This is a genomic window from Streptomyces ambofaciens ATCC 23877 (genome assembly GCF_001267885.1).
GTDB lineage: Bacteria > Actinomycetota > Actinomycetes > Streptomycetales > Streptomycetaceae > Streptomyces > Streptomyces ambofaciens.
The window spans coordinates 6,812,461-6,836,797 of sequence record NZ_CP012382.1 but is presented as its reverse complement, the minus strand read 5'-3'; the positions used below and the strand labels follow the sequence as shown (position 1 = coordinate 6,836,797).

The 24,337-nt window shown below is 74.9% G+C and carries 21 protein-coding genes; 5 read left to right on the top strand and 16 right to left on the bottom strand.

The features are described 5' to 3' along the window. The first annotated feature begins 166 nt into the window (after positions 1 to 166). Both SAM23877_RS30105 and SAM23877_RS30100 read left to right on the top strand, forming a co-directional pair. Positions 167 to 1,462, top strand: coding sequence for an MFS transporter (locus SAM23877_RS30105; protein WP_053139850.1), 1,296 nt, complete (start codon positions 167 to 169; stop codon positions 1,460 to 1,462). 553 nt (positions 1,463 to 2,015) lie between these two features. Beyond that, positions 2,016 to 2,612 carry a response regulator transcription factor gene (locus tag SAM23877_RS30100; RefSeq protein ID WP_053139848.1) on the top strand — a complete coding sequence of 199 codons (597 nt, stop codon included), beginning with the start codon at positions 2,016 to 2,018 and terminating at the stop codon, positions 2,610 to 2,612. A gap of 63 nt (positions 2,613 to 2,675) precedes the next feature. Here SAM23877_RS30100 and SAM23877_RS30095 read toward each other — a convergent pair whose 3' ends face one another. The 12 genes from SAM23877_RS30095 to SAM23877_RS30040 all read right to left on the bottom strand — a co-directional run bounded on the left by SAM23877_RS30095 (position 2,676) and on the right by SAM23877_RS30040 (position 17,167). Further along, on the bottom strand, positions 2,676 to 4,805 hold the full coding sequence (locus tag SAM23877_RS30095; protein ID WP_107408687.1) for an ATP-binding cassette domain-containing protein: 2,130 nt from the start codon (positions 4,803 to 4,805) through the stop codon (positions 2,676 to 2,678). Beyond that, positions 4,802 to 6,574, bottom strand: a complete 1,773-nt coding sequence (locus SAM23877_RS30090; protein WP_053139846.1) for an ABC transporter ATP-binding protein — start codon at positions 6,572 to 6,574, stop codon at positions 4,802 to 4,804. The genes SAM23877_RS30095 and SAM23877_RS30090 overlap by 4 nt, the downstream gene beginning before the upstream one ends. Before the next feature lie 170 nt (positions 6,575 to 6,744). After that, positions 6,745 to 6,873 (bottom strand): mycelium formation morphogenetic lantipeptide SapB, encoded by a 129-nt coding sequence (gene ramS / locus SAM23877_RS30085; protein ID WP_003972313.1) that lies wholly within the window; start codon positions 6,871 to 6,873, stop codon positions 6,745 to 6,747. 37 nt (positions 6,874 to 6,910) lie between these two features. After that, a complete protein-coding gene (lanKC, locus tag SAM23877_RS30080; RefSeq protein WP_053139843.1) occupies positions 6,911 to 9,520 on the bottom strand; it encodes a class III lanthionine synthetase LanKC in 2,610 nt (869 codons plus the stop codon). 350 nt (positions 9,521 to 9,870) lie between these two features. Continuing rightward, positions 9,871 to 10,689, bottom strand: a complete 819-nt coding sequence (locus tag SAM23877_RS30075) for an IclR family transcriptional regulator domain-containing protein (protein ID WP_079030520.1) — start codon at positions 10,687 to 10,689, stop codon at positions 9,871 to 9,873. Positions 10,690 to 11,017: 328 nt separating this feature from the next. Then, positions 11,018 to 11,713 carry a GntR family transcriptional regulator gene (locus SAM23877_RS30070; RefSeq protein ID WP_053139839.1) on the bottom strand — a complete coding sequence of 232 codons (696 nt, stop codon included), beginning with the start codon at positions 11,711 to 11,713 and terminating at the stop codon, positions 11,018 to 11,020. Beyond that, complete coding sequence (locus SAM23877_RS30065) at positions 11,710 to 12,711, bottom strand: proline racemase family protein (protein WP_053139837.1); 1,002 nt, start codon at positions 12,709 to 12,711, stop codon at positions 11,710 to 11,712. Before SAM23877_RS30065 ends, SAM23877_RS30070 begins: the two co-directional genes overlap by 4 nt. Positions 12,712 to 12,720: 9 nt before the next feature. Then, positions 12,721 to 13,611, bottom strand: coding sequence for a dihydrodipicolinate synthase family protein (locus tag SAM23877_RS30060; protein WP_053139835.1), 891 nt, complete (start codon positions 13,609 to 13,611; stop codon positions 12,721 to 12,723). After that, the gene (locus tag SAM23877_RS30055; protein WP_053139833.1) at positions 13,608 to 15,008 is read right to left on the bottom strand and encodes an FAD/NAD(P)-dependent oxidoreductase; all 1,401 of its coding nucleotides are present in this window, start codon (positions 15,006 to 15,008) and stop codon (positions 13,608 to 13,610) included. Before SAM23877_RS30055 ends, SAM23877_RS30060 begins: the two co-directional genes overlap by 4 nt. After that, entirely contained in the window at positions 14,998 to 15,297 is a 300-nt protein-coding gene (locus tag SAM23877_RS30050) for a (2Fe-2S)-binding protein (protein WP_053139831.1), read from the bottom strand. Before SAM23877_RS30050 ends, SAM23877_RS30055 begins: the two co-directional genes overlap by 11 nt. Next, complete coding sequence (locus SAM23877_RS30045; RefSeq protein WP_053139829.1) at positions 15,294 to 16,445, bottom strand: NAD(P)/FAD-dependent oxidoreductase; 1,152 nt, start codon at positions 16,443 to 16,445, stop codon at positions 15,294 to 15,296. Before SAM23877_RS30045 ends, SAM23877_RS30050 begins: the two co-directional genes overlap by 4 nt. Positions 16,446 to 16,507: 62 nt before the next feature. Next, positions 16,508 to 17,167 carry an MmyB family transcriptional regulator gene (locus SAM23877_RS30040; RefSeq protein ID WP_053139827.1) on the bottom strand — a complete coding sequence of 220 codons (660 nt, stop codon included), beginning with the start codon at positions 17,165 to 17,167 and terminating at the stop codon, positions 16,508 to 16,510. 231 nt (positions 17,168 to 17,398) lie between these two features. Here SAM23877_RS30040 and SAM23877_RS30035 point away from each other — a divergent pair, with 231 nt between their 5' ends. Together SAM23877_RS30035 and SAM23877_RS30030 are read left to right on the top strand one after the other, a co-directional pair. Then, entirely contained in the window at positions 17,399 to 18,055 is a 657-nt protein-coding gene (locus tag SAM23877_RS30035; RefSeq protein WP_053139826.1) for a helix-turn-helix domain-containing protein, read from the top strand. Between the two features lie 203 nt (positions 18,056 to 18,258). Further along, positions 18,259 to 18,495, top strand: coding sequence for a hypothetical protein (locus SAM23877_RS30030; protein WP_053139824.1), 237 nt, complete (start codon positions 18,259 to 18,261; stop codon positions 18,493 to 18,495). Between the two features lie 90 nt (positions 18,496 to 18,585). Here SAM23877_RS30030 and SAM23877_RS30025 read toward each other — a convergent pair whose 3' ends face one another. After that, positions 18,586 to 19,266, bottom strand: coding sequence for a 4'-phosphopantetheinyl transferase family protein (locus SAM23877_RS30025; protein WP_053139822.1), 681 nt, complete (start codon positions 19,264 to 19,266; stop codon positions 18,586 to 18,588). Beyond that, complete coding sequence (locus SAM23877_RS30020) at positions 19,263 to 20,132, bottom strand: metallophosphoesterase family protein (RefSeq protein ID WP_053139820.1); 870 nt, start codon at positions 20,130 to 20,132, stop codon at positions 19,263 to 19,265. The genes SAM23877_RS30025 and SAM23877_RS30020 overlap by 4 nt, the downstream gene beginning before the upstream one ends. A gap of 281 nt (positions 20,133 to 20,413) precedes the next feature. Between SAM23877_RS30020 and SAM23877_RS30015 the strand changes: the two genes are divergently transcribed. Beyond that, complete coding sequence (locus SAM23877_RS30015) at positions 20,414 to 21,718, top strand: ATP-grasp domain-containing protein (RefSeq protein WP_079030518.1); 1,305 nt, start codon at positions 20,414 to 20,416, stop codon at positions 21,716 to 21,718. 95 nt (positions 21,719 to 21,813) lie between these two features. Here the strand turns inward: SAM23877_RS30015 and SAM23877_RS30010 are convergent, their stop codons facing one another. Both SAM23877_RS30010 and SAM23877_RS30005 read right to left on the bottom strand, forming a co-directional pair. Continuing rightward, the gene (locus tag SAM23877_RS30010) at positions 21,814 to 23,151 is read right to left on the bottom strand and encodes a 6-phospho-beta-glucosidase (RefSeq protein WP_053139818.1); all 1,338 of its coding nucleotides are present in this window, start codon (positions 23,149 to 23,151) and stop codon (positions 21,814 to 21,816) included. Positions 23,152 to 23,315: 164 nt separating this feature from the next. Next, complete coding sequence (locus SAM23877_RS30005; protein ID WP_053139816.1) at positions 23,316 to 24,245, bottom strand: helix-turn-helix transcriptional regulator; 930 nt, start codon at positions 24,243 to 24,245, stop codon at positions 23,316 to 23,318. Positions 24,246 to 24,337: the final 92 nt, after the last annotated feature.

The following is a 24,337-nucleotide window of genomic DNA, read 5'->3' as shown; positions in this document are numbered from 1 at the left end:
AAGGGCCTCTCGCCTTGAGGGGGGTACAACCGGCGGGACGGTGCCGGGTGATGACGGAATGCGCGCGAAAGGAGTGTTCCAGGAGCAGCAAACGTCAGGGAAGGGTTCGGTGGCGCCGGTGTGAAAGTCGTCGGTACGTGAGGTGTGGCCGTCCTGACGTCCGGGGATGGTCGCGATCATGACAGGCATGCACACGGAAGCACCCCCGGTCCGACGGCCCGTACGCCAGCTTCTCGCCGCCTCGGTGGGCAACGCCGTGGAGTGGTACGACTGGTACGCGTACACCTTCCTGGCCACCTACATCGCCGACCAGGTGTTCCCGCAGGGCGCGGAGAACTCGCTGGTGCCGCTGCTGTCGACCTTCGCCGTCTTCGCGGTGGGCTTCTTCATGCGTCCGGTCGGCGGGCTGGTCATGGGCGCGATCGCCGACCGGCGCGGGCGGCGGGCCGCGCTGACGGTCACCATCCTGCTGATGGGCGGCAGCAGCCTGCTGGTCGGGCTGACCCCGACCTACGCGGCGGCCGGTGTACTGGCCCCGGTGGTCCTGGTCGTGGCCCGGCTGCTCCAGGGCCTCTCGGTGGGCGGCGAGTTCGCGGCCTCGACGACCTTCCTGGTGGAGTCGGCGGGGCCCGGCCGGCGGGGTCTGTTCTCCAGCTTCCAGTACGTCTCGACGACGGCGGGCCAGCTCGTCGCGTCCGGTGTGGCGACGGTGCTCGTGGACACGCTGAGCGAGGAGCGGATGAACGGCTGGGGGTGGCGCGTCCCGTTCGTGGTCGGCGCCGTCCTCAGCCTGGTCGGCTTCTGGATCCGCCGGGGCGCCGCGGAGACCCGCAGCGCCGAGCAGCGCAAGGGCCCGCGTCCCGGCCTGTTCGAGGCGCTGCGCCGCCATCCGCGCGAGTCCCTGCTGATCTGCGGCATCACGGCGGGCGGCACCCTCGCCTACTACACCTGGACGTCGTACCTGCCGACGTACGCGGAGCTCAACGTGGGCGTGGAGAAGTCGGACGCGCTGCTGGCGGGCACGATCTCACTGGCCTTCTTCGGGCTGCTCCAGCCGCTCGGCGGGCTGCTCTCCGACCGGTTCGGCCGCCGCCCGTCGCTGCTGTTCTTCGGTGTGGGCTTCGCGCTGCTGAGCGTGCCGCTGCTGCACGCCCTGCGCGACTCGTTCGCCGTCCTGCTGCTCGTGAGCTGCGCGGGCATGATCCTGCTGACCGGCTTCACGTCGATCAGCGCCGCCGTCAACGCGGAGGTCTTCCCGCCCCGGGTGCGGGCGGCGGGCATCGGCTTCCCCTACTCCCTCACGGTCGCCCTGTTCGGCGGCACGGCACCGTACGTGGGCACGCTCCTCAAGGACCTGGGCCACTCCGGGCTCTTCCCCTGGTACGTCGCCGTGCTCTGCCTGCTGTCCTCGCTGGTGTACCTGCGGCTGCCGGAGACGGCACACAGGGAGCTGGAGCGCTGATCCCCGGGCACGGGGACGGCCCGGGTGGTGGCCGTGCCCGTACGGGGCGCGCCGCGGTCGGGGCCACCACCCGCCCCCACGGGACGACTTCGTACGCGTCGCCCGCCGCCGGTCGGGGCGACGCGTACAACTGCTCGCAGGGTAGGCGCATTTCACGCCGAATTGGACGGCGACTGTTTCCGGCCTCCTCCGAGTCGTTCGAGGTTGTTCGAGTTTTCGCTCCGGGACGGCCGGCTCCGGGAACCGCGGTCGCCGCGCGGGGTGCCGGGCCGCCGTAACCAGGGCACGGGGCAGGACGGGCCCGACGGTGCCGGCCGGCCGTCGGAACCCGGACGGCCCGAGCGGACTCCCGACCGGAGTGTTATCCGCCTTGTTCCCCACGGGCGGACACCCTTGCACCTCCCCTGAGAGGGCTCTCCGACGGCCAATTGAGTGCGGTGCGGCTCGCACACGCGTGCGCTCCGTGTTCCGCCGGGTCGGATCAGGGCAGACGGCCCGTGGCGCGGGGGTGCCGGCCGCCCGGACGAGGCGGCCGCTGACGAGGGTGGGGGAGATGGTTCGTACCGTTGTGGTGCACGACGAGGAGCTGCTGCGGTCGGCACTGGTGCAACTGCTCAGATCCGACGACACGCTGGAGGTCACGTCCCTGTGTCCCGGCTCGCAGGAGCCGACCGGTGAGGAGTTGCCGGCGGACGTGTGTGTCGTGGACGGCGAGTACCTGCACGCACCGGGTGACGTACGCGGTCCGCGCCTGCGGGACGCGTACGGGGACCGGCTCGTCGTGCTGACGACCGCCAGGCGGCCCGGGGTGCTCCGGCGGGCGTTCGACGCGGGCGCGCTCGGGCTGGTCGACAAGAACGCCCCGGTGCAACGGCTGCTCACGGCCGTGCACACGGTCGCCAAGGGGGAACGGTTCCTCGACGAGACGCTCACCGTGGCGCTGCTGCAGGGTGCGGAGATGCCCCTGACGACCCGCGAGCTGAGCGTGCTCTCCCTGGCTGCCCAGGGGGCGCCGATCGCCGAGATAGCGGCGCGGCTGCACCTGTCCCGGGGAACGGTCCGCAACTACATGGCCACGGCGATCCGGAAGGTGGGGGCCCGCAACCGGGTGGACGCGATCCGGATCGTCCAGAGCGCCGGGTGGACCTGAGCCGTGCCGGGGCCGTGGCCACGCCCCACGCGGCGGGCGGCGGGCGGCGGGCGGCGGGCGGCGTCAGGCCTGTCCGAGCGGGCCCGCGTGCCAGTGACCCGTGAGGTCGCGGTAGAGAGGTGAACGGTCCAGGAGCTCCTCGTGCGTGCCGCACACCGCCTCCACGCCGTCCAGGACGAGCACCCGGTCGGCCCGGACCGCCGAGGACAGCCGGTGCGCCACCACCAGCACGGTTCCCGGCCGCCGTGCGAGGGCCTCCTCCGCCCGTGCCTCGGACGCCGGGTCGAGGTGGCAGGTGGCCTCGTCGAGCAGGAGCAGGGGCGCGGGCGACAGGTACGCGCGGGTCAGTGCCACGAGCTGCCGTTCCCCGTGGGTCAGTTCGGCGGGGCGCACCGGTGCGTCGAGCCCGCCGAGGCGCTCGATCAGCGGGCGCAGGCCGAGCACCCGGGCGGCGGCGTCGAGTTCCGCCCGGCACGCGTCCGGGCGCAGGTACGCGATGTTCTCGCCGACGGTGCCGGAGAAGACGTAGGCCTCCTGCGGGACGAGCACCCGAAGGGCGGCCAGTTCGGCGGTGGGCCGGCCGGTGACGGGACGCCCGGCCACCCGTACCTCGCCGCCGCTGGGCGCGAGCGTGCCCGCGATCAGGCGGGTGAGCGTCGACTTGCCGATGCCGCTCGGTCCCACGACGGCGAGGTGTTCACCGGGGGCGACGTTCAGGTCGAGGGAGTCGAGAACCGGTTCCGCCCGGACGCCGTAGGAGAGGGTGACGGAGCGCAACTCCACCGCGGCGGCGGGCCGGCCGGACGCCCGGTGCGCGTCGCCGGCCGGCAGCCGGACGTCGGCGGGCCGGCCGCCGAGGGGGTCTGTGCCGCCTGTCCGGTCCGCGCCGCCTGTCCGGTCCGCGCCGCCTGTCCGGTCCGCGCCGCCTGTCCGGTCCGCGCCGCCTGCGCGGTCCGCGCCGACCGCGGCCGGACTTGCGGGTGTCGGCCGAACGCCGTCCCTGGCCGCCGGCACCGGCACCGGCACCGGATCCCGCTCCGGCATCGGCACCGGCGCGGAATCCGGGCCGAGGATCCGGTCGAGGACGACGAGCAGCCGGGCCCCCGCCGTCCCCAGCGCGGTCATCAGCGTGTGCAGGGCCGGCAGCAGGGACTGGACGAGGTAGGTGAACGCGCCGAGCAGCACGCCCGCCGACACCCCTCGCCCGCGCAGCCACGGCACCGCCGCCAGCAGCGCCAGCACGGGCAGGTGGCCCGCGACACCGAGCGCCGCCGTGCGCACCGCCGCCCAGCCCGCCAGGAGCCGGGCCGCGGCGGCGGCGTCGTCGACCAGTTCCCCGCCGCGCCGCTCCGCCTCGGGTCCGGTCCCGCAGGCCGTGAGGTCCCGCAGCGCCGCCCGGGACCGCGCCGCGTGGTCGCCCAGCGCCTCATCGGCCGCCAGGGCGCGCCGCTGCGCCGCCGCCATGGGCCGCAGCGTCACCAGGAACAGCGCCAGACCGCCCGCCAGCGGCGGCAGCACGACCACGAGCAGGGCCGGGGCCAGGGACAGCAGGCCGAGCAGCGCTCCGGCCGCGGTGAAGACGAAGGACCGCAGGGTGAGGACGAGACCGGCGAAGCTGTCCCGGGCGATCTCGACCTGGTTCGTCAGCCGGGAGACGGCCGCGCGGTCCGTCCCGCCGGAGCCGGTCGCCGCCGCCCGGGCCATGGACCGGTCCACCGCGTGGCGCACCAGGCCGTCGCGCAACGGCTCCGTCAATCCGGCGAGCTGCGCGAACACCCCCCGGACGACCGGAGCGCCGGAGAGCACGGCGACCAGGGCCACCGCGAGCCACAGCAGGCCGCGGCGGGTGTCCCCGGCGAGGAACGCGTCGACGGCGTGGGCCACCCCGTATCCGACCAGGAAGGCCTGCCCCGACTCGGCCAGCGACCACAGCGCGAGCCGTACCAGGACCCCTTTGCGGCGACCGAGGAAGCGACGGGCCGACGGCGCGACGCGACGCAGCGTGCCGGCCCCGTCGTCCCGGCATCCGCGCGAGCCCTCGTCCCGGAACCCACCGGGCTTGCCGCCCCGGGACCCACGGTCCCGGAACCCCCCGGACTCGCCGTCCCGGAACCCCCCGGACTCGCCGTCCCGGGACCCGCCGGGCCCGCCGGCCTCCGGGGACGCTGCTCCGTGGTACCCGGCCGCTGTCATGGCCGTACCTCCTCGGGCCGCGGGGCGGCGGGGGTTTCGCATGCCGCTGCGGGGCCGGTGCCGCCGGTGGCGAAGACCGCGCGGTAACCGGGCAGCTCCCACAGTTCCCGGTGTGTCCCGACGGCCCGCACGCACCCGTCCTCCAGCCAGAGCACCAGATCCGCCCGGCCCGCGACGGACTGGCGGTGCGCGACCACCAGGCGGGTCCCGGGCCGCACCGAGCGGCGCAGGGCGCGGTCGACCTCGTGCTCCGTGGCGGTGTCCAGGCTGGAGGTGGCGTCGTCCATGACCAGCAGCCGCCCGGCGTGCGCGAACGCCCGTGCCAGCCCGAGACGCTGACGCTCCCCGCCCGAGAGCGGCGCCGACGCCAAGGGGGTGTCGTATCCGCGCGGAAGCCGGCGTACGAAGCCGTCGGCGCCCGCGGCGTGAGCCGCCTGCCGGACCTGCTCGGGCGAGGCCCGCCGCGCCCCGGCGGCGATCACCTCGGCGACCGTGCCCTCCCCCAGCTCCGGGCGCTCGAAGGCGAAGGCGACCTCGGTGCGCAGCTCCTGGCGGGTCAGCCGGTCGAGGCGGACACCGTCCAGCAGCACATGCCCCTCGTCGGGGTCGACGAGCCGCCCCGCCACGGCGGCCAGGACGGACTTCCCCGACCCGCTGCGGCCGACCACCGCGACCGTGGTGCCGCCCGGCACCCGCACTCCGTCGGCCCGCAGGACCTCCCTGCCGTCGCGCACCACACGTACACCGCGCAGTTCGAGCCCGCCCGGACCGTCCGGGGGCAGACGGAACGCCCCGTGGGCCAAGGGCGGCATCTCCTCCAGCTCCAGGGTCCGGCGCCGGGCCTCGCGGCCGCGTACGACCGCGCCCAGCAGGGAGGCGGTCCCTCCGACGCCGGCGGCCAGCTGCGCGTACCGGCAGGCGGCGAGCATGTCCCCCACGCTCAGGTCGCCGGACGCCAGGCGCAGCCCGCCGACGGCCGTCGCGGCCAGGGTCAGCAGCGGGACCAGGACGCCGCTCCTGGCGAGGGCCCGTCCGTGCAGGGCCCACATCTGCCGTCCCTGTCCAGCGAGTTCGGCGAGCGGGGCCAGCACCCGCGCGCGTTCCCGGGCGGCGGTCCCCGCGGCGGTGATCGTCGCCGTGCCCTCCAGGGTCTCCAGCAGCCGCGACGCGATCCGGGCCTGGGTGCGCTGGTAGGCGGCGACCGACGCGCCGGTGTCCCGGGCGAAGGCCCGCAGCACCAGCGCCAGGGCGGGCAGTCCGGCCAGGACGCACGCCGTCACCCACAGGTCGACGAAGGCCAGCGCCGCGAGCGCGCCCAGCGGGGTGACGAGCGAGGCCGCCAGTGACGCCTTGGCAGCGGGGGCGCCTCCCGCGTCGGCGGCGTTGAGGGTCAGGCGGGTGCCCACGTCCCCGGGTGTCCGGGCGCGTGCCCGGTCGGGTACGGCGCGCAGCAGTCCGGCGAGGGCCCCGCGGCGCACGGACGCCGTCCGCGCGGCGTTGCAACGGCCGGTGAACAGCGAGGTCAGGCAGTCGAACAGCAGCTCGCCGACGAGCAGCGCGGCGCTCAGGGCCAGCCAGCGTCCGGCGTCGCCGTCGCGCAGCAGCAGGTCCAGTGTCCGGCCGAGGACCACGGGCTGGGCCACCGCCGCCACGGCCGCCGCGACCGAGCACGACAGCACGAGCGCTTCGAGCCCCCGCCCCCGCTTCGCGCGGTCGGCCGCGTCCCGCGCGGAGGGCGGCCGTCGCTTGCGGGGTCTCGTCTCCGCCACCGGCCCCAAGCCCCTTCCGTTCGTCCCGTCGCGCCGGGACACCGGTCGCCCGCCGGTGGGGCGTGCGGCCGGGTCGTTCCTGCGCGCAGGCGTCGGCGCCCCGGGAGATCCCGGGGCGCCGTCACCGGGCGACGTGGCTCACCACGCCACCGCGGCGGTCAACACCCGTGTCAGTTACAGGTGGTGATGCTCAGGCTGCTGTCGCCGCAGAGCAGCAGGCTCGCGCGGCTTCCGGTCTCGACGTCCCCCATGGCCTCTTCCTTGGGGGTCTCCATCGACTGCAGGTCAAACAGGTTCATGACATCTTCCCTTCGTACGGCAACGGGTGTGCTTCGGTCACGACCCCTGACGGGGCCGAGTCTGTGGGCCGCTGTCCGGGGGCAGCGGCGGCAGGAACGGCAGGGCGGCGGGCTCGTCGCCGAGTACGGAGGCGACGGCCAGCAGGCATCCGGCCGTTCCCGTGGAGAGGTCCATGGACAGGCGCATCATCTGCTCGCCGGGGAAGGCGAGCCGGTCGCGGTAGGACATGGCGTGCCAGGCCAGGGCGTCGAGCTGGCGCCGTACGGCCGCCGGGCCGGTGCCGGGCACCGGGGCGGTGGTCCGGCCGAGGTGGAGCACCATTCCGGCGACACCCCGGTAGAGCCCCGGCTGGGCGTAGAACATGGCCTGCGCCGCCGCCACGATCTCGCCCCGCGCCCGGGCGAACTCCTCGTCGTCCCGGTGTGCCAGGTAGTCGTCGAGCACCATGCCGATGCCCACGCTGCCCGCGCCCAGGTAGGGCATGGTGCGCCAGCCCTCGTCCACCTGCAGCGCGCCGCCCGCGCCGCGGACGCAGCGCGCGAGGTCCTGGCGCAGCGCGTCGCGGGCGAGGTCGAGGAAGGACGGGTCCCCGGTGCGTTCGAAGAGCCGCACGAAGAGCAGCGCGCGTCCCGCGGCTCCGTACAGCAGTCCCGCGCGGGGCCGGCCGGAGCCCTCGCTCCCGGCGGACGTGCCGGCGGCGGTGAGCTCGGCGCAGCGCAGGGCCGCCGCGTGCAGCGCGCTCTCCCCGGTGGTGGCGGCCAGCGAGTCGAGGGCCAGGCCCAGTCCGGCCGTGCCACTGTGCAGGTCGGCACCCAGGTGGTCGAAGGGCTGGTCGAGGAGGAGTTCGACGAGATCGAGGGCGCGGTCGCGGTGGCCGAGACGCTCCAGGGTCCAGGCGAGGCCCGCGAGGCCGTCGTGGAAGCCGTGCGGCATGCCCGAGGGCGGTTGCTTGGTCCGCTCCAGCAGCCACTGCTCCCCGTCCTCGTCCCGTCCCGCCCCGCTCTCGGCCAGGGCGTACAGCACTCCGGCCGCCCCGTGGCCGAAGGCAAGGCCGCCGCCCGCCGTGGCGAACTGGGCGATGTCGCCGGGGAAGAGCCGGTCCGTGCGGGACGGCGTCGCGGATGCGCGGATGGCCTCGGCCATCGATTCCCGGCTGCGGGGCCAGTCGTGCGGCCGGACCGGCGCCACCGGGCCGGCCGGCCGCCGCTCCGGGCGGGCACCGTCGGCACCGGCCGTGATCTCGTCGACCGCCGCGTCCAGGAAGGAACGCTCCACGGGGAACTGCTCCGCGATCACGTCGGCGAGGTGGGCCGCCTTGCGCCGGTCGAGCGCCAGCAGACTGGTGAGCGGGAGGAACAGCGCGAGCCGCAGGCACGCCAGCGCGTACCGGTCCACCGCGACGCCCCGTCGGTCGGACGGCGCCACGAACCCGGGGTTCGCGACGGTCTGCCGGCCGGGTTCGTCGACGTGGTGCGCGGCCTCGAAGTCCAGCAGGGTGACGCTGTCGTCCTCGCGGATCATGATGTTGAACAGGTGCAGGTCGTTGAAGACCACGCCCCGGGCGTGGACGTCCGCCACGGCGCGTTCCACCCGTGCGTGGACCTCCAGGGCCCAGGCGGTGTACTCGGCCAGTCGCCGCGCGTCCGGGTCGGCCTCGATGAGCGGGTGACGGCGGGCGAAGAACGTGTTGAGCGGCTTGCCGTCGACGTGCTCCAGCACGAGGAAGTGATGCTCCCCGATCGTGAGGTGGTCGAGCACCTCGGGCGTGCAGTCGAGGCCCGAGAGGAGTTCCAGCGCCCGGCGTTCGCGGTGCAGCCGGGCGACGGCGTCGGCGCCGTCGGCCGCCAGACCGGCGTGCGGACGGGCCTCCTTGAGGACGACCTGCTCGCCGGTGCGGGTGTCGCGGGCGAGGTACACACCGCCGCCGTTGGAGAAGTGCAGCGCCGACTCGATGGCGTAGGGCAGACCACTCACGGTCACCGCGGCGCGGGCGTCGAGGTGCGGGCGCAGGAAGGCGGGCGGGCGCACCCAGTCGGGTATCCGGAAGGCCGGTCCGCGCAGGTCGGGCACCAGCACGCCGTCGGGGCCAGTGACGGCCGGCCGCAGCTCCCCGTTCGCGTCGTAGCAGTTGCGGCGGGTGAAGCCGCCGTACCGGACGTGCACGGGGCCCGCGCCGATCCGCAGGTCGCTCAGGATGTGCGGCCCGGGCTCGCCGGACAGCAGGCCGGACAGCTCGTCCACGAGCCGCTCGAAGTCCGCCTCGTCCGCCGGGTACACGGTGATGAACTTGCCGCTGCCGGCCCGGTCCGCGTACTTGGCGTTGCGCTGGTGCAGCAGGTAGCGGCTGGGGACGAACTTGAAGGCCGTGCCGCGCTCGACGCAGTGCCGCCACACCCGGTCGAGCACGCTCTCGGCGTTGTCGAGACAGGCCGCGACGTGGATCTTCCAGCCCTGGTCGGGCAGGACGGCGTCGACCGGACGCAGGGCGAGCCAGTCCCCGCTCTCGTTGCGCTGCCATCCCTCCGGTACGGGCCGGGAGGCCGCGGCGTACCGGGAGCGCCCGGCACCGGTCCGCGGGGACGTGCGGTGGGGGGCGTCGTAGAAGTACGGGTCCGCGTCGCAGTACACGGCGTAGCCCTTGTTCACGCCTACTCCCTTCCACCGGTCGCTGACGGAGATGACGGTGTCACGCGGCCCACGACCCCGCACAGTTGCCGCTGTCACCTCTCCGACGTGCGGAACGCACGGGTAACTTCGCGGGAGGGATCCCGGACGGAGGAGGTTCCGTCAGACGGAAGTCACGTTGTCCGGGCGGGACGGCGTGGCCGGCGTGGTGCCCGGCCACCGTCACCGATGACGGGACCCGGTCGCGCCGCACCCGACCGCGTCCGGCACCCCCGTGGAGCCGCAGGACCGCTGCCACCCGCCCTGCGCGGTCGGGGCGCGCTGTGCGTCGGTGCTCACCGAGGCGGACCGGGCCGACGGCGAGACCGTGCTCAGCCGCGTGTCCCGCCGTCGTGGCCGGCGGTTCGTGCCGGACCTGTGATCCTGAGGTCCGCGTCGATCCGGGCGGCCGTGGCCAGCAGGTGCGGCAGCAGGTCCCGGCGCACGGACTCCACGGAGTTGCGGCCGGCGTGCACCGCGATGCCCACGCCGGCCACCACCTCGCCGTCCCGGTCCCGCACCGGCGCGGCGACGGCCCTGAGGCCGTCCTCCAGCTCCTGGTCGACCAGTGCGTAGCCCTGGCGGCGGACCCGGCGCAGCTCCGCGCGCAGGGCGTCCGCCGAGGTGAGGGTGCGGGCGGTGTGCGGGCGCAGGTCCGCGCGGGCGATCCGGACCTCGGCCTCGGCCTCCGGCAGACCGGCGAGGACGACCCGGCCCACGGAGGTGAGGTGCGCCGGGAAACGGGCGCCGACCGTGATCGAGGCGGCCATGATGCGGCGGGCAGGGACGCGGGCGACGTGGACGATGTCGTCGCCTTCGAGGACGCACAGCGAGGACGACTCCCGTACCCGCGCCACGAGTCGCTCCAGATGCGGCTCGGCGATCTGCGGCAGGGTGAAGCCCGCCAGATAGGAGTAGCCGAGCTCCAGCACGCGCGGGGTGAGCCGGAACAGCCGGCCGTCGGTGTGGACGTAGCCGAGGTCGGCCAGGGTGAGCAGGAAGCGGCGGGCGGCCGCCCGGGTCAGTTCCGCGGCGCGTGCGACCTCGCTCAGCGTGAGTGCCGGATGGTCGGCGTCGAAGGCCCTGATGACGGCGAGACCCCGTTCGAAGGACCTCACGAAGTGCGGCGCGCGGACTGCGTCTTCGGGCATCGGGCCTCCGGGCGGAACCCTCTCGGCGAGCGCGTGCCGCACGGACGGGCGTACGCAGGGCGCACGCTACGAGTGCGCGTCCCGCACTGTCAACGACGCCCGGTCGAAGCATCAACCATCCATGCCGGCAAGGGCGTTGACCCGGAGCCCGGGCGGGCCCCACGTTCCCGCCGAGTACGTTCGTGCCGTCCGCGCACGGCCCGTCGGAGCACCCTCCCTGAAGGGCGGTCGTGCGTCGTCCGTCCGTCGGCCTCGCGGCGGTGCGCAGCACCGCTTGCCCGCGTGCACGAGCAGATCCGGGCGGTGGGACGCGGGGCCGGGCAGCCGGTCAGCTCGGAGGCGCCGCCGCCTCGCCGACGCGGGCCGCCCACATGCCGCGGACGTGTCCCAGGTGCCGCGTCATCACGGCGCGCACGGCCTCCTCGTCGCGGGCGAGCAGCGCGTCGAGGATCTCCAGGTGCTCCTCGGCGGACGCCTGGAGCCGCCCCTGCTCGACCAGCGCCGTCAGCCCGTACAGCCGGGAGCGCCGGCGCAGGTCCCGTACGACGTCCACCAGATGGGCGTTGCCCGCCAGTTCCAGCAGCCCGAGGTGGAAGCGCAGGTCGGCCTCGACGTACGCGATGAGGTCGCCGGCCGCGGCGGAGGTGACGATCTCCTCGGCGACCGGGCGCAGTGCCTCCAGGGCGGTGGGGTCGGCCGTGCCGGCGAGTGCGGCGGTGGTGGGGATCTCGATGAGTGACCGGATGTGCGTGTACTCGTCGAGCTGCCGGTCGGAGACGGCGGTGACCCGGAACCCCTTGTTGGGCACGGTGTCGACCAGCCCCTCCTTCGCGAGGTCGAGCATCGCCTCGCGCACGGGGGTGGCGGAGACGCCGAAGCGGGCGGCGAGGCCGGGCGCCGAGTGGACCTCGCCGGGGCGCAGTTCGCCCGCGATGAGGGCGGCGCGCAGCGCCTCGGCGACCCGCTCGCGGTGACTGGTCTTCCTGCCGCCGAGGACGGGCAGGGCGGGACCGCCGGCGTTCACAGCACGAACCCGGCGGGGAAGGGGTCCTCGGGGTCCAGGAGGTACTGGGCGGTGCCGGTGATCCAGGCCCGGCCGGTGAAACTGGGCAGCACGGCGGGCCGGCCCCCGACCTCGGTGGTGCCGAGCAGCCGTCCGGTGAACCGGGTGCCGATGAAGGACTCGTTCACGAACTCGGTGTGCGGCGGGAGTTCGCCCCGGGCGTGGAGCTGGGCCATGCGGGCGCTGGTGCCGGTGCCGCAGGGCGAACGGTCGAACCAGCCGGGGTGGATCACCATGGCGTGCCGGGAGTGGCGGGCGGTGGCGTCGGGTGCGGTCACCTGCACATGGTGGCAGCCGCGGATGGACGGGTCCTCGGGATGGACCGGTTCCTCCGCGTCGTTGACGGCCGCCATCAGGGCGAGGCCGGCGGCGAGGATCTCGTCCTTGCGGGACCGGTCGAAGGGCAGCCCGAGGCGCTCCAGCGGCAGGATCGCGTAGAAGTTGCCGCCGTAGGCGAGGTCGTACCTCACGGTCCGGCCGTCGGGCAGGGTGACCTCGCGGTCGAGGCCGGCGGCGAAGGAGGGGACGTTGCGCAGGGTCACCGCGCGGGCGGCGCCGCCCTCCACGGCGACCTCGGCGACGACGACCCCGGCGGGGGTGTCGAGACGGATGGTGGTGACGGGTTCGACGACCTCGACCATGCCGGTCTCGACGAGGACGGTCGCCACGCCGATGGTGCCGTGGCCGCACATGGGGAGGTAGCCGGAGACCTCGATGTAGACCACGCCCCAGTCGCAGTCGGGCCGGGTGGGCGGCTGGAGGATCGCGCCGCTCATGGCGGCGTGGCCGCGCGGCTCGTTCATCAGCAGCCGCTTGACGTCGTCGCGGTGCTCGCGGAAGTACAGCCGCCGCTCGTTCATGGTCGCGCCGGGGATGGTGCCGACGCCGCCGGTGACCACCCGGGTGGGCATGCCCTCGGTGTGCGAGTCGACGGCGTGCAGGACGAGTCTGCTGCGCATGAGGGCTCCCTACGCCAGTCCGGCCGCGAGGGCCTTCTCGGTGGCGGCGCGGACCGCGGCCTCCTGGTCGGGCTGCAGCGGGACGCGGGGCGGGCGGCAGGGGCCGCCGTGGCGTCCGGCGAGGTCCATGGAGTGTTTGATGGCCTGGACGAACTCGACCTTCGAGTCCCAGCGCAGCAGCGGGTGCAGCTGCCGGTACAGCCGCCCGGCCGTGACCAGGTCACCGGTGACGGCGGCACGGTACAGCTCGACGCAGGCGGCGGGCAGCGCGTTGGGGTACCCGGCGATCCAGCCCTTGGCACCCGCGATCGCCAGCTCCAGCAGGACGTCGTCGGCGCCGGCCAGCAGGTCTAGTTCCGGGGCCAGTTCCGCGAGGCGGTAGGCGCGGCGGACGTCACCGGAGAACTCCTTCACGGCCTGGATGTGGCCCTCGCCGTGCAGCCGGGCGAGCACCTCCGGCACCAGGTCCACCTTGGTGTCCACGGGGTTGTTGTACGCGACGACCGGCAGGCCCGCCCGCGCCACCTCCGCGTAGTGGGCGAGGACGGACCGCTCGTCGGCACGGTAGGCGTTGGGCGGCAGCAGCATCACCGCGCCGCAGCCGGCCTCGCGGGCCTGCTCGGCCCAGCGGCGGGCCTCGGCACAGCCGTAGGCCGCGACACCGGGCACGACCCGTGCCCCGCCGACCGCGGCGACGGCGGTCTCCACGACGCGGGTGCGCTCCTCGGGGGTGAGCACCTGGTACTCGCCGAGGGAGCCGTTGGGTACGACGCCGTCGCAGCCGTTCGCCACCAGCCAGGCGCAGTGCTCGGCGTAGGCGTCGTGGTCGACGGAGAGGTCCTCGTGCAGCGGCAGCGCGGTGGCGACGAGGACGCCGCGCCAGGGACGGTGGTCGGTCATGAGGGTCCTCTCTCGGTTTCCTGGGTCGCTCCGGGTTCCTCGGCCCGTGTCCGGGCCAGCACGCCGAGGGGCACCGGGCGGGCGAACGGGCGCCGGGCCGGGCCGGGTTCGCAGCCGGTGAGGCCGGCGACCGCGGGGGCGCACATCCGGCCCTGGCACCATCCCATCCCCGCGCGGGTCAGCAGCTTGACGGTGCGGACGTCGTCCGCGCCGAGTCCGTCGACGGCCTCCCGGACGGCGCCGGCGGTGACCTCCTCGCAGCGGCAGACGACGGTGTCGTCGGTGACCTGTCCGGTCCAGTGGGCGGGCGGGGGAAAGGCTGCGGCGAGGGCGGCGGCGGCCGTCCGCAGTGTCTCGCGCGCCCTCACGGCCCGCGCCCGTCCGGCCGGGTCGGGGTCGTCGCCCCGCAGCCGGGCCGCGATCGAGCGTCCGGCGAGATGTCCCTCGGCGAGTGCCAGGGCGGCGCCGCCGATGCCGGTGGCCTCCCCGGCCGCCCAGACGCCGGGGACGCTCGTGCGCTGCTCGGCGTCGACGGCCACGGCCGGACCGTCCAGGCGGCAGCCGAGGCCGTCGGCCAGGTCGGTGTGCGGGAGCATGCCGTGGCCGACGGCCAGGGTGTCGCAGGCGAGGTGGCGTCCGGTGCCCCGCCGGACCCGTCCGGCCGGGTCGAGGGCCGCGACGGTGACACCGGTCAGGCGGTCGTCGCCGTGGGCGCGGACGACGGTGTGCCGGGTGAGCGGGCGGACGCGGTGGCGCAGCAGTCGGGCGGCAAGGGCGGCGCCCTCGGGGAGCTTGCCGGCCAGGGCGCGGGCATGGCCGGCGACGCGCTTCGGGTCGGCCGACTCGACGAGGGCGGCCACCCGGACGCCGGCCGCCGCGAGCCCGGTAGCCACCGGGAGCAGCAGCGGCCCGGTGCCGGCGACCACGGCGGTCCTCCCGGGCACGACCAGCCCGCCCTTGAGCATGGCCTGGGCGCCCCCGGCGGTGACGACACCGGGCAGGGTCCAGCCGGGGAAGGGCAGGACGTGCTCGTAGCCGCCGGTGGCGAGCAGCACCGCGTCCGCGTGCACGTCGGCCGGTTCGTCCTGCCCGGGTCCGAGCAGGGCGCGCACCGTGAAGGCGCCGGACCGCTCCTCGACGAACCACACGTGATGCTCCGTCAGGACGCGTACGCCGCTGTCGGCGAGTGCGCCCCGCAGCCGTTCCCAGGTGCGCCACTGGCGGTGCAGGGCCTGTGGCCGCCGGGCGCCCAGCTCGGCGGCGGGCTGCCGGAAGTACTGCCCGCCGGGCTGGTCCCCGGCGTCGAGGACCGTCACCCGCAGCCCTCCCGCCGCCGCAGCGAGCGCCGCCGCGAGCCCGGCCGGCCCCGCCCCGACCACCGCCAGGTCAGTCCTCATGGCCGGTCCCCACCTGGGTGCGGATGGCGTCCCCGGGACGCACGGGGACCAGGCAGGCGCGCTGGTTGGGCCGGTCGTTGACGGTGACCAGGCAGTCGAAGCACACTCCGATCCCGCAGAAGACCCCGCGCGGGCGGCCCGATCCGCGGGTGGTGCGCCAGGAGGTGATGCCGGCCGCCCAGAGTGCGGCGGCGACGGTCCGGCCGGGCAGCGCCCGGGTCGGCCGGCCGTCGACGGTGACGGTGAAGGCGGGCGCGGGCCGCGCCCGGACCAGCCGGAGGGGATTCACGGGGCCTCCTCGGGAAAGCGGTCGGGACGGAACGCGGTGAGGTCGAGGGCCGTCCGCTCACCGCTCAGCAGCTGGGCGATCAGGTACCCGGTGCCGGTGGACAGTCCGATGCCCGCCCCCTCGTGCCCGCAGGCGTGGAAGAGACCGGGCGCCCTGGGGTCGGGGCCGATCGCCGGGAGGTGGTCGGGCAGGTAGGGCCGGAAGCCGGCGTAGGCGCGCACAACCCGCACACCCGCCAGGAAGGGGAACAGCCGCGTCGCGCCCTCGGCCAGCGCCCGGAGCGCCGGCACGGACACCGAACGGTCGAAGCCGACCTGCTCACGGCTGGCGCCGATGAGGACCGGTCCCGCGGCCGTCCCCTCCACGACCGGGGAGGTCCGCAGGGCGGCCGAGTCGCTGGCGACGTCGCCGACGTAGTCCGCGGCGTACACCTTGTGCCACACGCGGGGCGGCAGCGGTTCGGTGACGAGGACGTAGCCGCGCCTGGGCAGGACCGGCAGCCGGACACCGGCCTGGGCGGCCAGTTCGCCGGCCCAGGGCCCGGCCGCGTTGACGACCGCAGGTGCGTGCAGGTCGCCGCGGTCCGTACGCACTCCGCGCACGGCGTCGTCGGGGCCGCGCAGGACGCCGGTCACCGTCCGGCCGGTGCGCAGCCGGGCCCCCGACGCCCGCAGCAGGTGGGCGGCGGCCAGGGCGGGCATCACCTGGGCGTCCTGGGGATAGTGCACGGCGCCCGCCAGGCCGGGGGCGAGACGGGGTTCCAGGTCGTGGAGCCGGTCCGCCGGAACGGTCTCCGCCGCCACACCGGCCGCCCGCTGGCCGGCGGCGAAGGTCTCGAGGCCGGCCAGCGCCTCGGGGGTCTCGGCGACGACCACACCGCCCTTGGCCTCGTACTCGACGGCGCGGCCCAGCTCCCCGGCCAGTTCGCTCCACAGGCGCGCGGACAGCAGGGCGAGTTCCAGCTCGGGACCGGGTGCCTTGTCGGAGACGAGGAGGTTGCCCTCCCCCGCTCCCGTGGTGCCGCCGGCCACCGGGCCACGGTCCACGACGATCACGTCGAGCCCCGAGCGAGCGGCGGACCACGCACAGGCCGCACCCACCATTCCGGCCCCGACCACTACGACATCGCAGGTCAGCGACTCGATCACGCCAGTACTATGTCACACATCACATCTACTGGGAACAGGGCCGTCGCCGTCGCCGCGGCGGGTCACTCGGAGGCGGGGACCACCCTCAGGCGGGCGGCACCGCGTCGGGGGCGCGGAGGGCGGGGCGGTGTGCGGCGCGGCTCGCGCAGCACCAGCGTCAAGCGGCTGTAGCCCAGCTCCTCCAGCGCCCTCGGGGTCTCGACCACGACGCGGCACTCGGTGGCGCCCCAGCGCGGGTCGGGGTGGTGCAACGGCCGTACCGCGCCGTCGTGTTCGACGGCCTCGGCGCCGACCGCGCGCATCCAGTGCGGCAGGCCCTGGCGGTAGGCAGCCTCCATGATCGGATCCTGGGCGATCTCGCGGCGGACGGCCTGTAGACCGTGGTCGTGGCCGTACCGCTCCAGGGTGGCGGCGAAGTGCGCCAGCATGGGCAGGCACCAGCTCGACTCGTGCTCCCCGAGGACGTCGGACGCGTCCGGGTGGAAGAGGACGAACCGAAGGAAGTTGTCGCCCGGCATGGCCGTCGGATGCGGGCCGGCCCCGCGGAAGAGTGTCCGGAAGGCGCCGTTGGTCAGCACCACGTCCCAGCGGTGGTCGACGACGAGGGACGGGAAGGCGACGGCCTCCAGGAGCGCGGTGTAGTCCTGGAGATACGCCTGGGCGTCGGGGCTCGCGGGAACGGGCCGCGGCGCCGGCCGCTGCCCTCCTGCCTGAAATGCCATCGGGAGGTCACCCCTCTTGCCTATGCGGCCTTCTCGCGGCGTCCCGATCCTGGTGCCCCGGTGCGAGGCGTGTCAACTATCGTGGCATTTCGTGCCTGTTGACGGCTCAAATTGGCCACAGTTGTGGCGAGACCTGGATGTGAGTTCGAGCGGCAGGCTACTCTCCGGGAGTTCACGGCAACCGCTCGTGCAAAGCCTGTGAGGCCTGTGAGAGACGTAGGAGAGCTGTCGGTGACGGATGGCTTGGAGGGTCCGGATGCCATGCCGACGGCGGCGCTGCCCGCCGTCGTCGCCCGCGTCACCGCCCTCGCGGACCGGCTCGGCGTACCGCACGCCGAGGTCTTCGACGTCGGCCGCCTGTCCGCCGCCTCCGGCGTCCCCGAGTCCGTGGTGGGCGCGCTGCTCGGCGGGCGCCCGGCCGGCGAACCCGACGTGCAGGCCCGGTTCGTGCAGCGCCTGGACCTGCTGCGCCGCACCCGGCTGAAGCCGAACGGCCGCAAGTACACCCAGCAGGAGATCGCCGACGGCGCCGGCATGTCCCGGCAGCAGGCGGGCGCCCTCATCAACGGCGACCGGCGGCCCACCATGGAGCACTGCGACGCCATCCAGCGCTTCTTCCGGGTGCACGCCGGATTCCTGACCGCCGAGGACCCGGAGGCGCTCGCGAGCGCCCTGCAGCGCACCGAGCAGGAGCTGTTGCAGCAGCTCGCCGACCGGGAGCGGCAGGCGGCGGCCGTCGACGACGACCCCCTGGAGCGGCTGCTGCAGGACCACGGCGTACGCGGAATAGCCTGGCGGGCCGCGCAACTGCCCACCGACCAGCACCGCGACAAGGTCGCCGAGTGGCTGGACATGCTCCTGGAGAGCGTCAAACGACCGGAGTCGTGAGGCCGGGGAGAGGCCCCCGGGGACGGGTGCGCCGACCGCGCGGCGAGCCGGCCGGCCGCTGGTCCGCGGGGGACGGGTGAGCCACGGCACCGTGTGCGGGGCGGGGTTCGGCCGGATTGTCAGTGGGGGGCGGCAAGCTGGGAGTGTGCCGCCGCCGTGCGGGGGCGCGTGACCGCTGACGTCGTTGTGGGGAGAGCCGACCGATGACCACCGCCGTACTGACCGACCACGAGCGCACGGCCGTTCAGGCCTACCTGCGGCTCCTGCACACCGTGCGGGCCGGCTTCGACACCGCGGTGGGACCGGCGGACGCCCCGCGGCCACCCGTCGTCCCGCCCTCCGTACTGGCCGAGGCGGAGCAGGCGCTGGAGGCCGCGGGACTGACCGGGAACGAGGAGGCGTTCTTCCGGCTCCTGCGCGACTGGTGCCCGCGGCCGTGACGCGCACGCCGGCCGACCGCGCCGCCCGGCCCGGGGCGCGGGTCCGCCGGCACCGACGGCGCCCGGGGCTCGCGTCCCGGGCCGCGGGGCTCAGGCGTGCGGGACCGTGACCGCCGTGGCCACCAGGCCATGCCGGGCGGTCCAGCGGCCGTCGAAGTGGCCGACGCGCCGGCCGCCCACGGTGGGGCCCGGCACCAGGAGAGCGGCGCGCAGGGTGCCGCGGCGCGGGTCCACCGGGTCCACAGAGATCTCGATGTCGGCCTCCATGAAGTCCAGCCACTCCCCGGTGAGGGGGAACCACGCCTTGTACACCGACTCCTTGGCGCTGAAGAGCAGCCGGTCCCAGTGGACGCCGGGCCGCTCCCGGCCCAGCCGGCGCAGCCGCTCCGCCTCGGCGGGCAGGGACACTCCGGGCAGGACGCCGTCCGGGAGCGGCCCGTCGGGTTCGGCGTCGATGCCGACGGAGGCCAGGTCGGTGGCGCGGACCAGAGCGGCGGCGCAGTAGCCGTCGCAGTGGGTCATGCTGCCGACCAGCCCGGACGGCCACCGCGGCGCACCACGTTCGCCGTTGAGCACGGGCTGGGCGGGCACGCCGAGTTTCTCCATGGCGCGGCGCGCGCAGGACCGTACCGCGGTGAACTCCCGGCGGCGCTTGTCGACCGCCCGCGCCACGAGCGCCTCCTCCTCCGGATAGAGGGGCAGGTGCCCGGCGTCGTCGTGGCCGTGGGCCTCCACGGTGACCACCGTGGCGGGCAGCAGGTCCTCGATCACCGGGCGGTCTCCTCTCCGGGCGGCGACGGCAGGATGCGGCGGAGCCGGCCCGGCGGCCCGGTCCGCTTGCGCCATTCCCGGGGATAGCCCACCGACACCTCCTCGAAGCGGACGCCCTCGTGCCAGGTGGTCCGCGGGATGTGCAGGTGCCCGTAGACCATGGTGGCGACCCGGAACCTGCGGTGCCAGTCGGCGGTCAGCCGGGTGCCGCACCACATGGCGAACTCCGGGTACCACAGGACCTCGGTGGGGTGGCGGTCCAGCGGGTAGTGGTTGACGAGGATCGTCGGCAGCCCGTCGGGGAGCGCGGCGAGCCTGCGCTCGGTCTCGGCGACCCGCGCCCGGCACCAGGCCTCGCGGCTCGGATACGGGTCGGGATGGAGCAGGTACTCGTCGTTGCACACGACGCCGGTGCCGTGGGCGTACGCCAGCCCCTCGTCCTTGGTCGCGCATCCCGCGGGCAGGAACGAGTAGTCGTAGAGCAGGAACAGCGGGGCCACGACCGCCGGACCCCCGGCGCCGTCCCACACCGGGTACGGGTCCTCGGGCGTCGTCACGCCCAGCTCGCGGCACATCTCGACGAGGTGCTCGTAGCGGGCGGCGCCCCGGAGGGTGACGGAGTCCTTGGGGTGCGTCCACAGTTCGTGGTTGCCGGGGGTCCAGATCACCCGCCGGAAGCGGTCCGCGAGGGTGCCGAGGGCCCAGCGGACGTCGGCCACGGTCTCCGCCACGTCGCCGGCCACCAGGAGCCAGTCGTCGTCGGACTCGGGCCGCATCTTCTCGACCAGTGCGCGGTTCTCCTCGTACCCGATGTGCAAGTCGCTGATGGCCCACAGCTGCCCCGGACCACCGACCGTCGCCGTCATCCCCACCCCTTCCGGACGCGCGTTCGAGATCACGAGATCACATCCCGGACCCGCTCACAAGGGCGGCTCGCCGGGCCGGACCGGCCTGCGCGCCCGCCCCGTCTCGGCGCGGGCGCATCCGTGTGACGCGCTTTGCGCTCACAGGCGCGGGACCCCCTATGATCGCCCCGACACCACCGCCACGATTCTCCCTCCGCGCAGGGCGGCTTGGTGTCCCTCCAACCCCCCTGGCCGGGCACGGCCTGCTTCGCCCTGCCCGTGAACCGTGAAAGGCGGCCTGCATGGTTTCTCCCGTACGCGTCTGGCTCAACCGCACGTACGCGGAGAACGTCTTCTTCATGGATCAGCTGCGGAGAAATCCCGCCGACCGGGCCGTCGAGATCCACGCCACGCACGGTGACCCGGACTCCCCCGTCCTGGCCGCGGCCGACACGGCCGAGCTGGAGCCGGAGGGCCTGTCCCCGGCCGGTTACGTCGAGTACGCCCTGGACCAGTGCGCGCGCCGGGGCATCCACGTGTTCGTGCCCCGTCTGCACCAGGCGGCGGTCGTGGCCCACCGTGCCGACTTCGAGGCGGCCGGTACGGCGTTGCTGGCACCGCCCCCGGAGGCGGTGGCCGTCTTCCAGGACAAGGTGATCGCCTACGAGGCGGTGCGGGCGATCGGCGTGCCGGTCCCGCCCTGGTGGCGGGTCCGCACGGCCGACGAACTCGTCTCCGCGGTCGAGGAGTTGGAGGCGCACGGGCACCGGGCGTGTTTCAAACCGGCGTCCGGCGCGGGCGGCGTGGGCTTCCGGATGGTCACCCGCGACCCCTTCTCCCTCGCCCACCTGAACGGCTTCCCGAGCCCGGACGTGCCGCTGCCGCTGGTCGTCGAGGCGCTGCGGGCGGCGGAGGAGCCGGTCGACTGGCTGGTGATGCCGCGGCTGGAGCAGCCGGAGGTCTCGGTGGACTGCCTCACCGGGCCCGACAACCGGGTGCGGCTGGCCGTGGGCCGCACCAAGAACGGCCGCCGCCGGGGGTTCACGCTCCACGAGCAGTGGCTGGCACCGGCCCGGCTGATCGCCGAGGCCTTCGGGCTGCACCACCTGTCCAACGTGCAGTTCCGGATGTACGGCGACCGGCCCGTCCTGATGGACGTCAACACCCGCCCGGCGGGTGGGCTGCACCAGCTGGCGCTGTGCGGTGTCAACGCGCCCTGGGCGGCGGTCCGGCTGGCCCTCGGCGACGACCCGGGCGAGCTGACCCCGCCGTTCCTGGGCCAGGACTACGCGGTGGTGTCCGGACCGCGTCCCCTGCGACCGGTGTCCCTCCCCCACCAGCGCGCGGAACTGCCCGGGGTACCGGCTCCGACCACCGCGTCCGTTTCGGCTTCCGTCTCCGCATCCGCATCCGCATCCACGTCCTCGTCCGCATCGGCTCCGGGCTCGGCTCCCGCTTCGGCTCCGGCTTCGGCTTCGGCTTCGGCTACGGCTTCGGCTACGGCTTCGGCTTCGGCTTCGGCGAGTCGCCCGTCGGTCGCGGCGCCGGCCGTCCAACCGGTGGGCGCCCCGGCACCCGAGCACCCGGCCGCCGGAGCTCCCGCGTAGAGGCGCGGCGGGCACGTGGGGTGACTCCCCTGACCGTGCCCCGCCGAGGGGAGGGCGAAAGCCGGGCAGGTCGCCCCGGGCGCGGTGCTCCGTCCCTACCCGAGATACGCCAGGCCGGGGTGGACCGCCGTGTAGCCGTCGACGAGGCGGCGGGCGACGTCGACCGAGTCGACCAGGGGATGCAGGGCGAAGGCCCGTACCGCCGCCGCGCGGGAGCCGGTCTCGGCCGCCGTCATGACCTCGCGCTCGACCGCCTTGACCGCGCAGACCAGCCCGGTGGCGTGACCGGGCAGCGGGTCGACGGCCACCGGGTGTGCGCCGTTCGCGTCGACCAGGCACGGGACCTCGATCACGGCGTCGGCGTCGAGCACCGCCAGGGTGCCGCGGTTGCGGACGTCGAGGATGAGGGTGGTGCGCTCGTCGCGGGCGACGGCCCGCATCAGCGCGAGCGCCACCTTCTCGTAGCCGCCGGAGAGGTCGTCCGCCTCGCGCTCGCCCGCGCCCGCCGTCTCCCGGTTCTCGGCCATGTAAGTGGCCTCGCGTTCGGCGCGGGTGCGGTCCCAGGTGGCGAGCGCCGGGGCGCCGGGGCGGCGCATCTCCTCGTAGAAGCCGGCCTGCTGGTCGCGCAGGAAGGCGCCCCGGGTGCGGTCGGCCTCCCGGTAGGCGCGGACGGTCTCCCGGTTGAAGTAGTAGTAGTGCAGGTACTCGTTGGGGATGGCGCCGAGGGAGCGCAGCCACTCGGGGCCGAAGAGCCGGCCCTCCTCGAACGAGCCGAGCAGCGCCGGGTCGGCGAGCAGCCGCGGGAGTTCGTCACGGCCGCCGACGCGCAGGCCGCGCAGCCAGCCGAGGTGGTTGAGGCCGACGTAGTCGACGAAGGCCCGCTCCGGGTCGGCGCCCAGCGCGCGGGCGACGCGGCGGCCGAGACCGACCGGCGAGTCGCAGATGCCGATGACGCGGTCGCCGAGGTGGCGGGCCATGGCCTCAGTGACCAGACCGGCCGGGTTGGTGAAGTTGATGACCCAGGCGTCCGGCGCGAGCCGGGCCACCCGGCGCGCGATGTCGACGGCGACCGGGACGGTCCGCAGCCCGTAGGCGATGCCGCCCGCGCCGACCGTCTCCTGCCCGAGGACGCCCTCGGCGAGCGCCACCCGCTCGTCCTCGGCCCGGCCTTCGAGGCCGCCGACGCGGATCGCGGAGAACACGAAGTCGGCACCGCGCAGCGCCTCGTCCAGATCGGTCGTGGCGGTCACCTCCGGCGCGTCCGGCACCCCGTCCGCCTGTTCGGCGAGCACCCTGGTGACCGCCGACAGACGCGCCGCGTCGAGGTCGTGCAGCACGACGTGCGTCACGCGTCCCTCGGCGCGGTCCCCGAGGAGAGCGCCGTACACGAGCGGCACCCGGAAACCGCCGCCGCCCAGAATCGTCAGCCTCACACCCGCATCCTTCCCTCGCCCGGCCGCACGTGCGCCTGGCGCCGATCATGGCACGCCGGGCGGCACGTCCCGCACCGTCTGACGGGCGCCCTGCCCGGGTGGGGCGCCCGGGTGCGGGACGGCTCGCCGCGACGACGGCGCGGCGACCGCACGGTGACGGCGTCTCAGCGCAGTTCGGCCCGGAACCCCGCCGGTGTCTGGTCCGTGTGCTGGTGGAAGAACTTGGAGAAGTTCGCCGCGTCCGGGAAGCCGACCGCCGCGCCGACCCGGCCGATCGGCATGTCGGTGTGGGCGAGGAGGCGCTTGGCCTCCAGGACGACCCGTTTGTCGATGAACCCCTTGGGCGTCTCACCGGTGGCGGCGCGTACCGCGCGGACGAGGGTGCGGCGGGAGTAACCGAGCGCGTCGGCGTAGGCGCTGACGCTGTGGTTGGTGGCGAAGCCCCGCTCGACCGCGTCCCGGAAGAGGGTGAAGGTGGTGTCGTTCGGCACGTCCTCCCGGCCCTGTCGCGCCGCCTGGGCGGAGCTGACCGCGAGATGGGCGAGGCGCAGGAGGAACGCGGAGAGCGTGTGGCGCAGTACGGCGGTGTGCAGGCTGAGGGGCAGGGTGGTGGCGTCCTCGTACTCGCGGTGCAGCTGGTCGAGCGCGGCCGTCAGCCCGGCGAGCCGCGCCTCGTCGGGGTGGAGCAGGGGCGGCAGGTCGTAGCGGTAGAGGCCGGTGGCCTCCACGGTGGCGCGGGGCAGGAAGCCGGGCTGCATGGTCAGCACGGTTCCGCGGTACTCGCTGTCCGGCGAGAAGCGGTGGACCTGTCCGGGCCGGATCCACAGCAGATCGCCGGCCGTCGCCTCGTACTCGGCGAAGTCGATCATGTGACGGACCGGGCCGCCGGTGAAGAGCATGACGACGTGGAAGTCGATGCGGTGCACACGGTGCAGCGGGGCGTGCGCGTGCCAGGTGCGCCCGGCGCCCATGGGACCGACCTGCACACCGACGCCGAGGAGGCTGAGATCGACCGGGAAGGGGAACGTGGCGATCCCGTCGCCGCCTCTGCCGGCGTCGCCGCCGTCACCGTCTTGGATGCTTTCGTCCGCCATGTCCTTCTCGTGCCGTCCCGCCCGTGCGCCCGGTCGCGCGGGCGTGTCCCAGTTTCACCACAGGCTGGCACACGACGACCTTCACTCACAAA

What these genes read in the sequence shown, in the direction of transcription:
- SAM23877_RS30105 (WP_053139850.1), top strand. Translation starts at nt 167, where the DNA reads ATGGTCGCGATCATGACAGGCATGCACACGGAAGCACCCCCGGTCCGA.
- SAM23877_RS30100 (WP_053139848.1), top strand. Translation starts at nt 2,016, where the DNA reads ATGGTTCGTACCGTTGTGGTGCACGACGAGGAGCTGCTGCGGTCGGCA.
- SAM23877_RS30095 (WP_107408687.1), bottom strand. Translation starts at nt 4,805, where the DNA reads ATGACAGCGGCCGGGTACCACGGAGCAGCGTCCCCGGAGGCCGGCGGG.
- ramS (WP_003972313.1), bottom strand. Translation starts at nt 6,873, where the DNA reads ATGAACCTGTTTGACCTGCAGTCGATGGAGACCCCCAAGGAAGAGGCC.
- SAM23877_RS30075 (WP_079030520.1), bottom strand. Translation starts at nt 10,689, where the DNA reads ATGCCCGAAGACGCAGTCCGCGCGCCGCACTTCGTGAGGTCCTTCGAA.
- SAM23877_RS30065 (WP_053139837.1), bottom strand. Translation starts at nt 12,711, where the DNA reads ATGCGCAGCAGACTCGTCCTGCACGCCGTCGACTCGCACACCGAGGGC.
- SAM23877_RS30060 (WP_053139835.1), bottom strand. Translation starts at nt 13,611, where the DNA reads ATGACCGACCACCGTCCCTGGCGCGGCGTCCTCGTCGCCACCGCGCTG.
- SAM23877_RS30055 (WP_053139833.1), bottom strand. Translation starts at nt 15,008, where the DNA reads ATGAGGACTGACCTGGCGGTGGTCGGGGCGGGGCCGGCCGGGCTCGCG.
- SAM23877_RS30040 (WP_053139827.1), bottom strand. Translation starts at nt 17,167, where the DNA reads ATGGCATTTCAGGCAGGAGGGCAGCGGCCGGCGCCGCGGCCCGTTCCC.
- SAM23877_RS30030 (WP_053139824.1), top strand. Translation starts at nt 18,259, where the DNA reads ATGACCACCGCCGTACTGACCGACCACGAGCGCACGGCCGTTCAGGCC.
- SAM23877_RS30020 (WP_053139820.1), bottom strand. Translation starts at nt 20,132, where the DNA reads ATGACGGCGACGGTCGGTGGTCCGGGGCAGCTGTGGGCCATCAGCGAC.
- SAM23877_RS30015 (WP_079030518.1), top strand. Translation starts at nt 20,414, where the DNA reads ATGGTTTCTCCCGTACGCGTCTGGCTCAACCGCACGTACGCGGAGAAC.
- SAM23877_RS30005 (WP_053139816.1), bottom strand. Translation starts at nt 24,245, where the DNA reads ATGGCGGACGAAAGCATCCAAGACGGTGACGGCGGCGACGCCGGCAGA.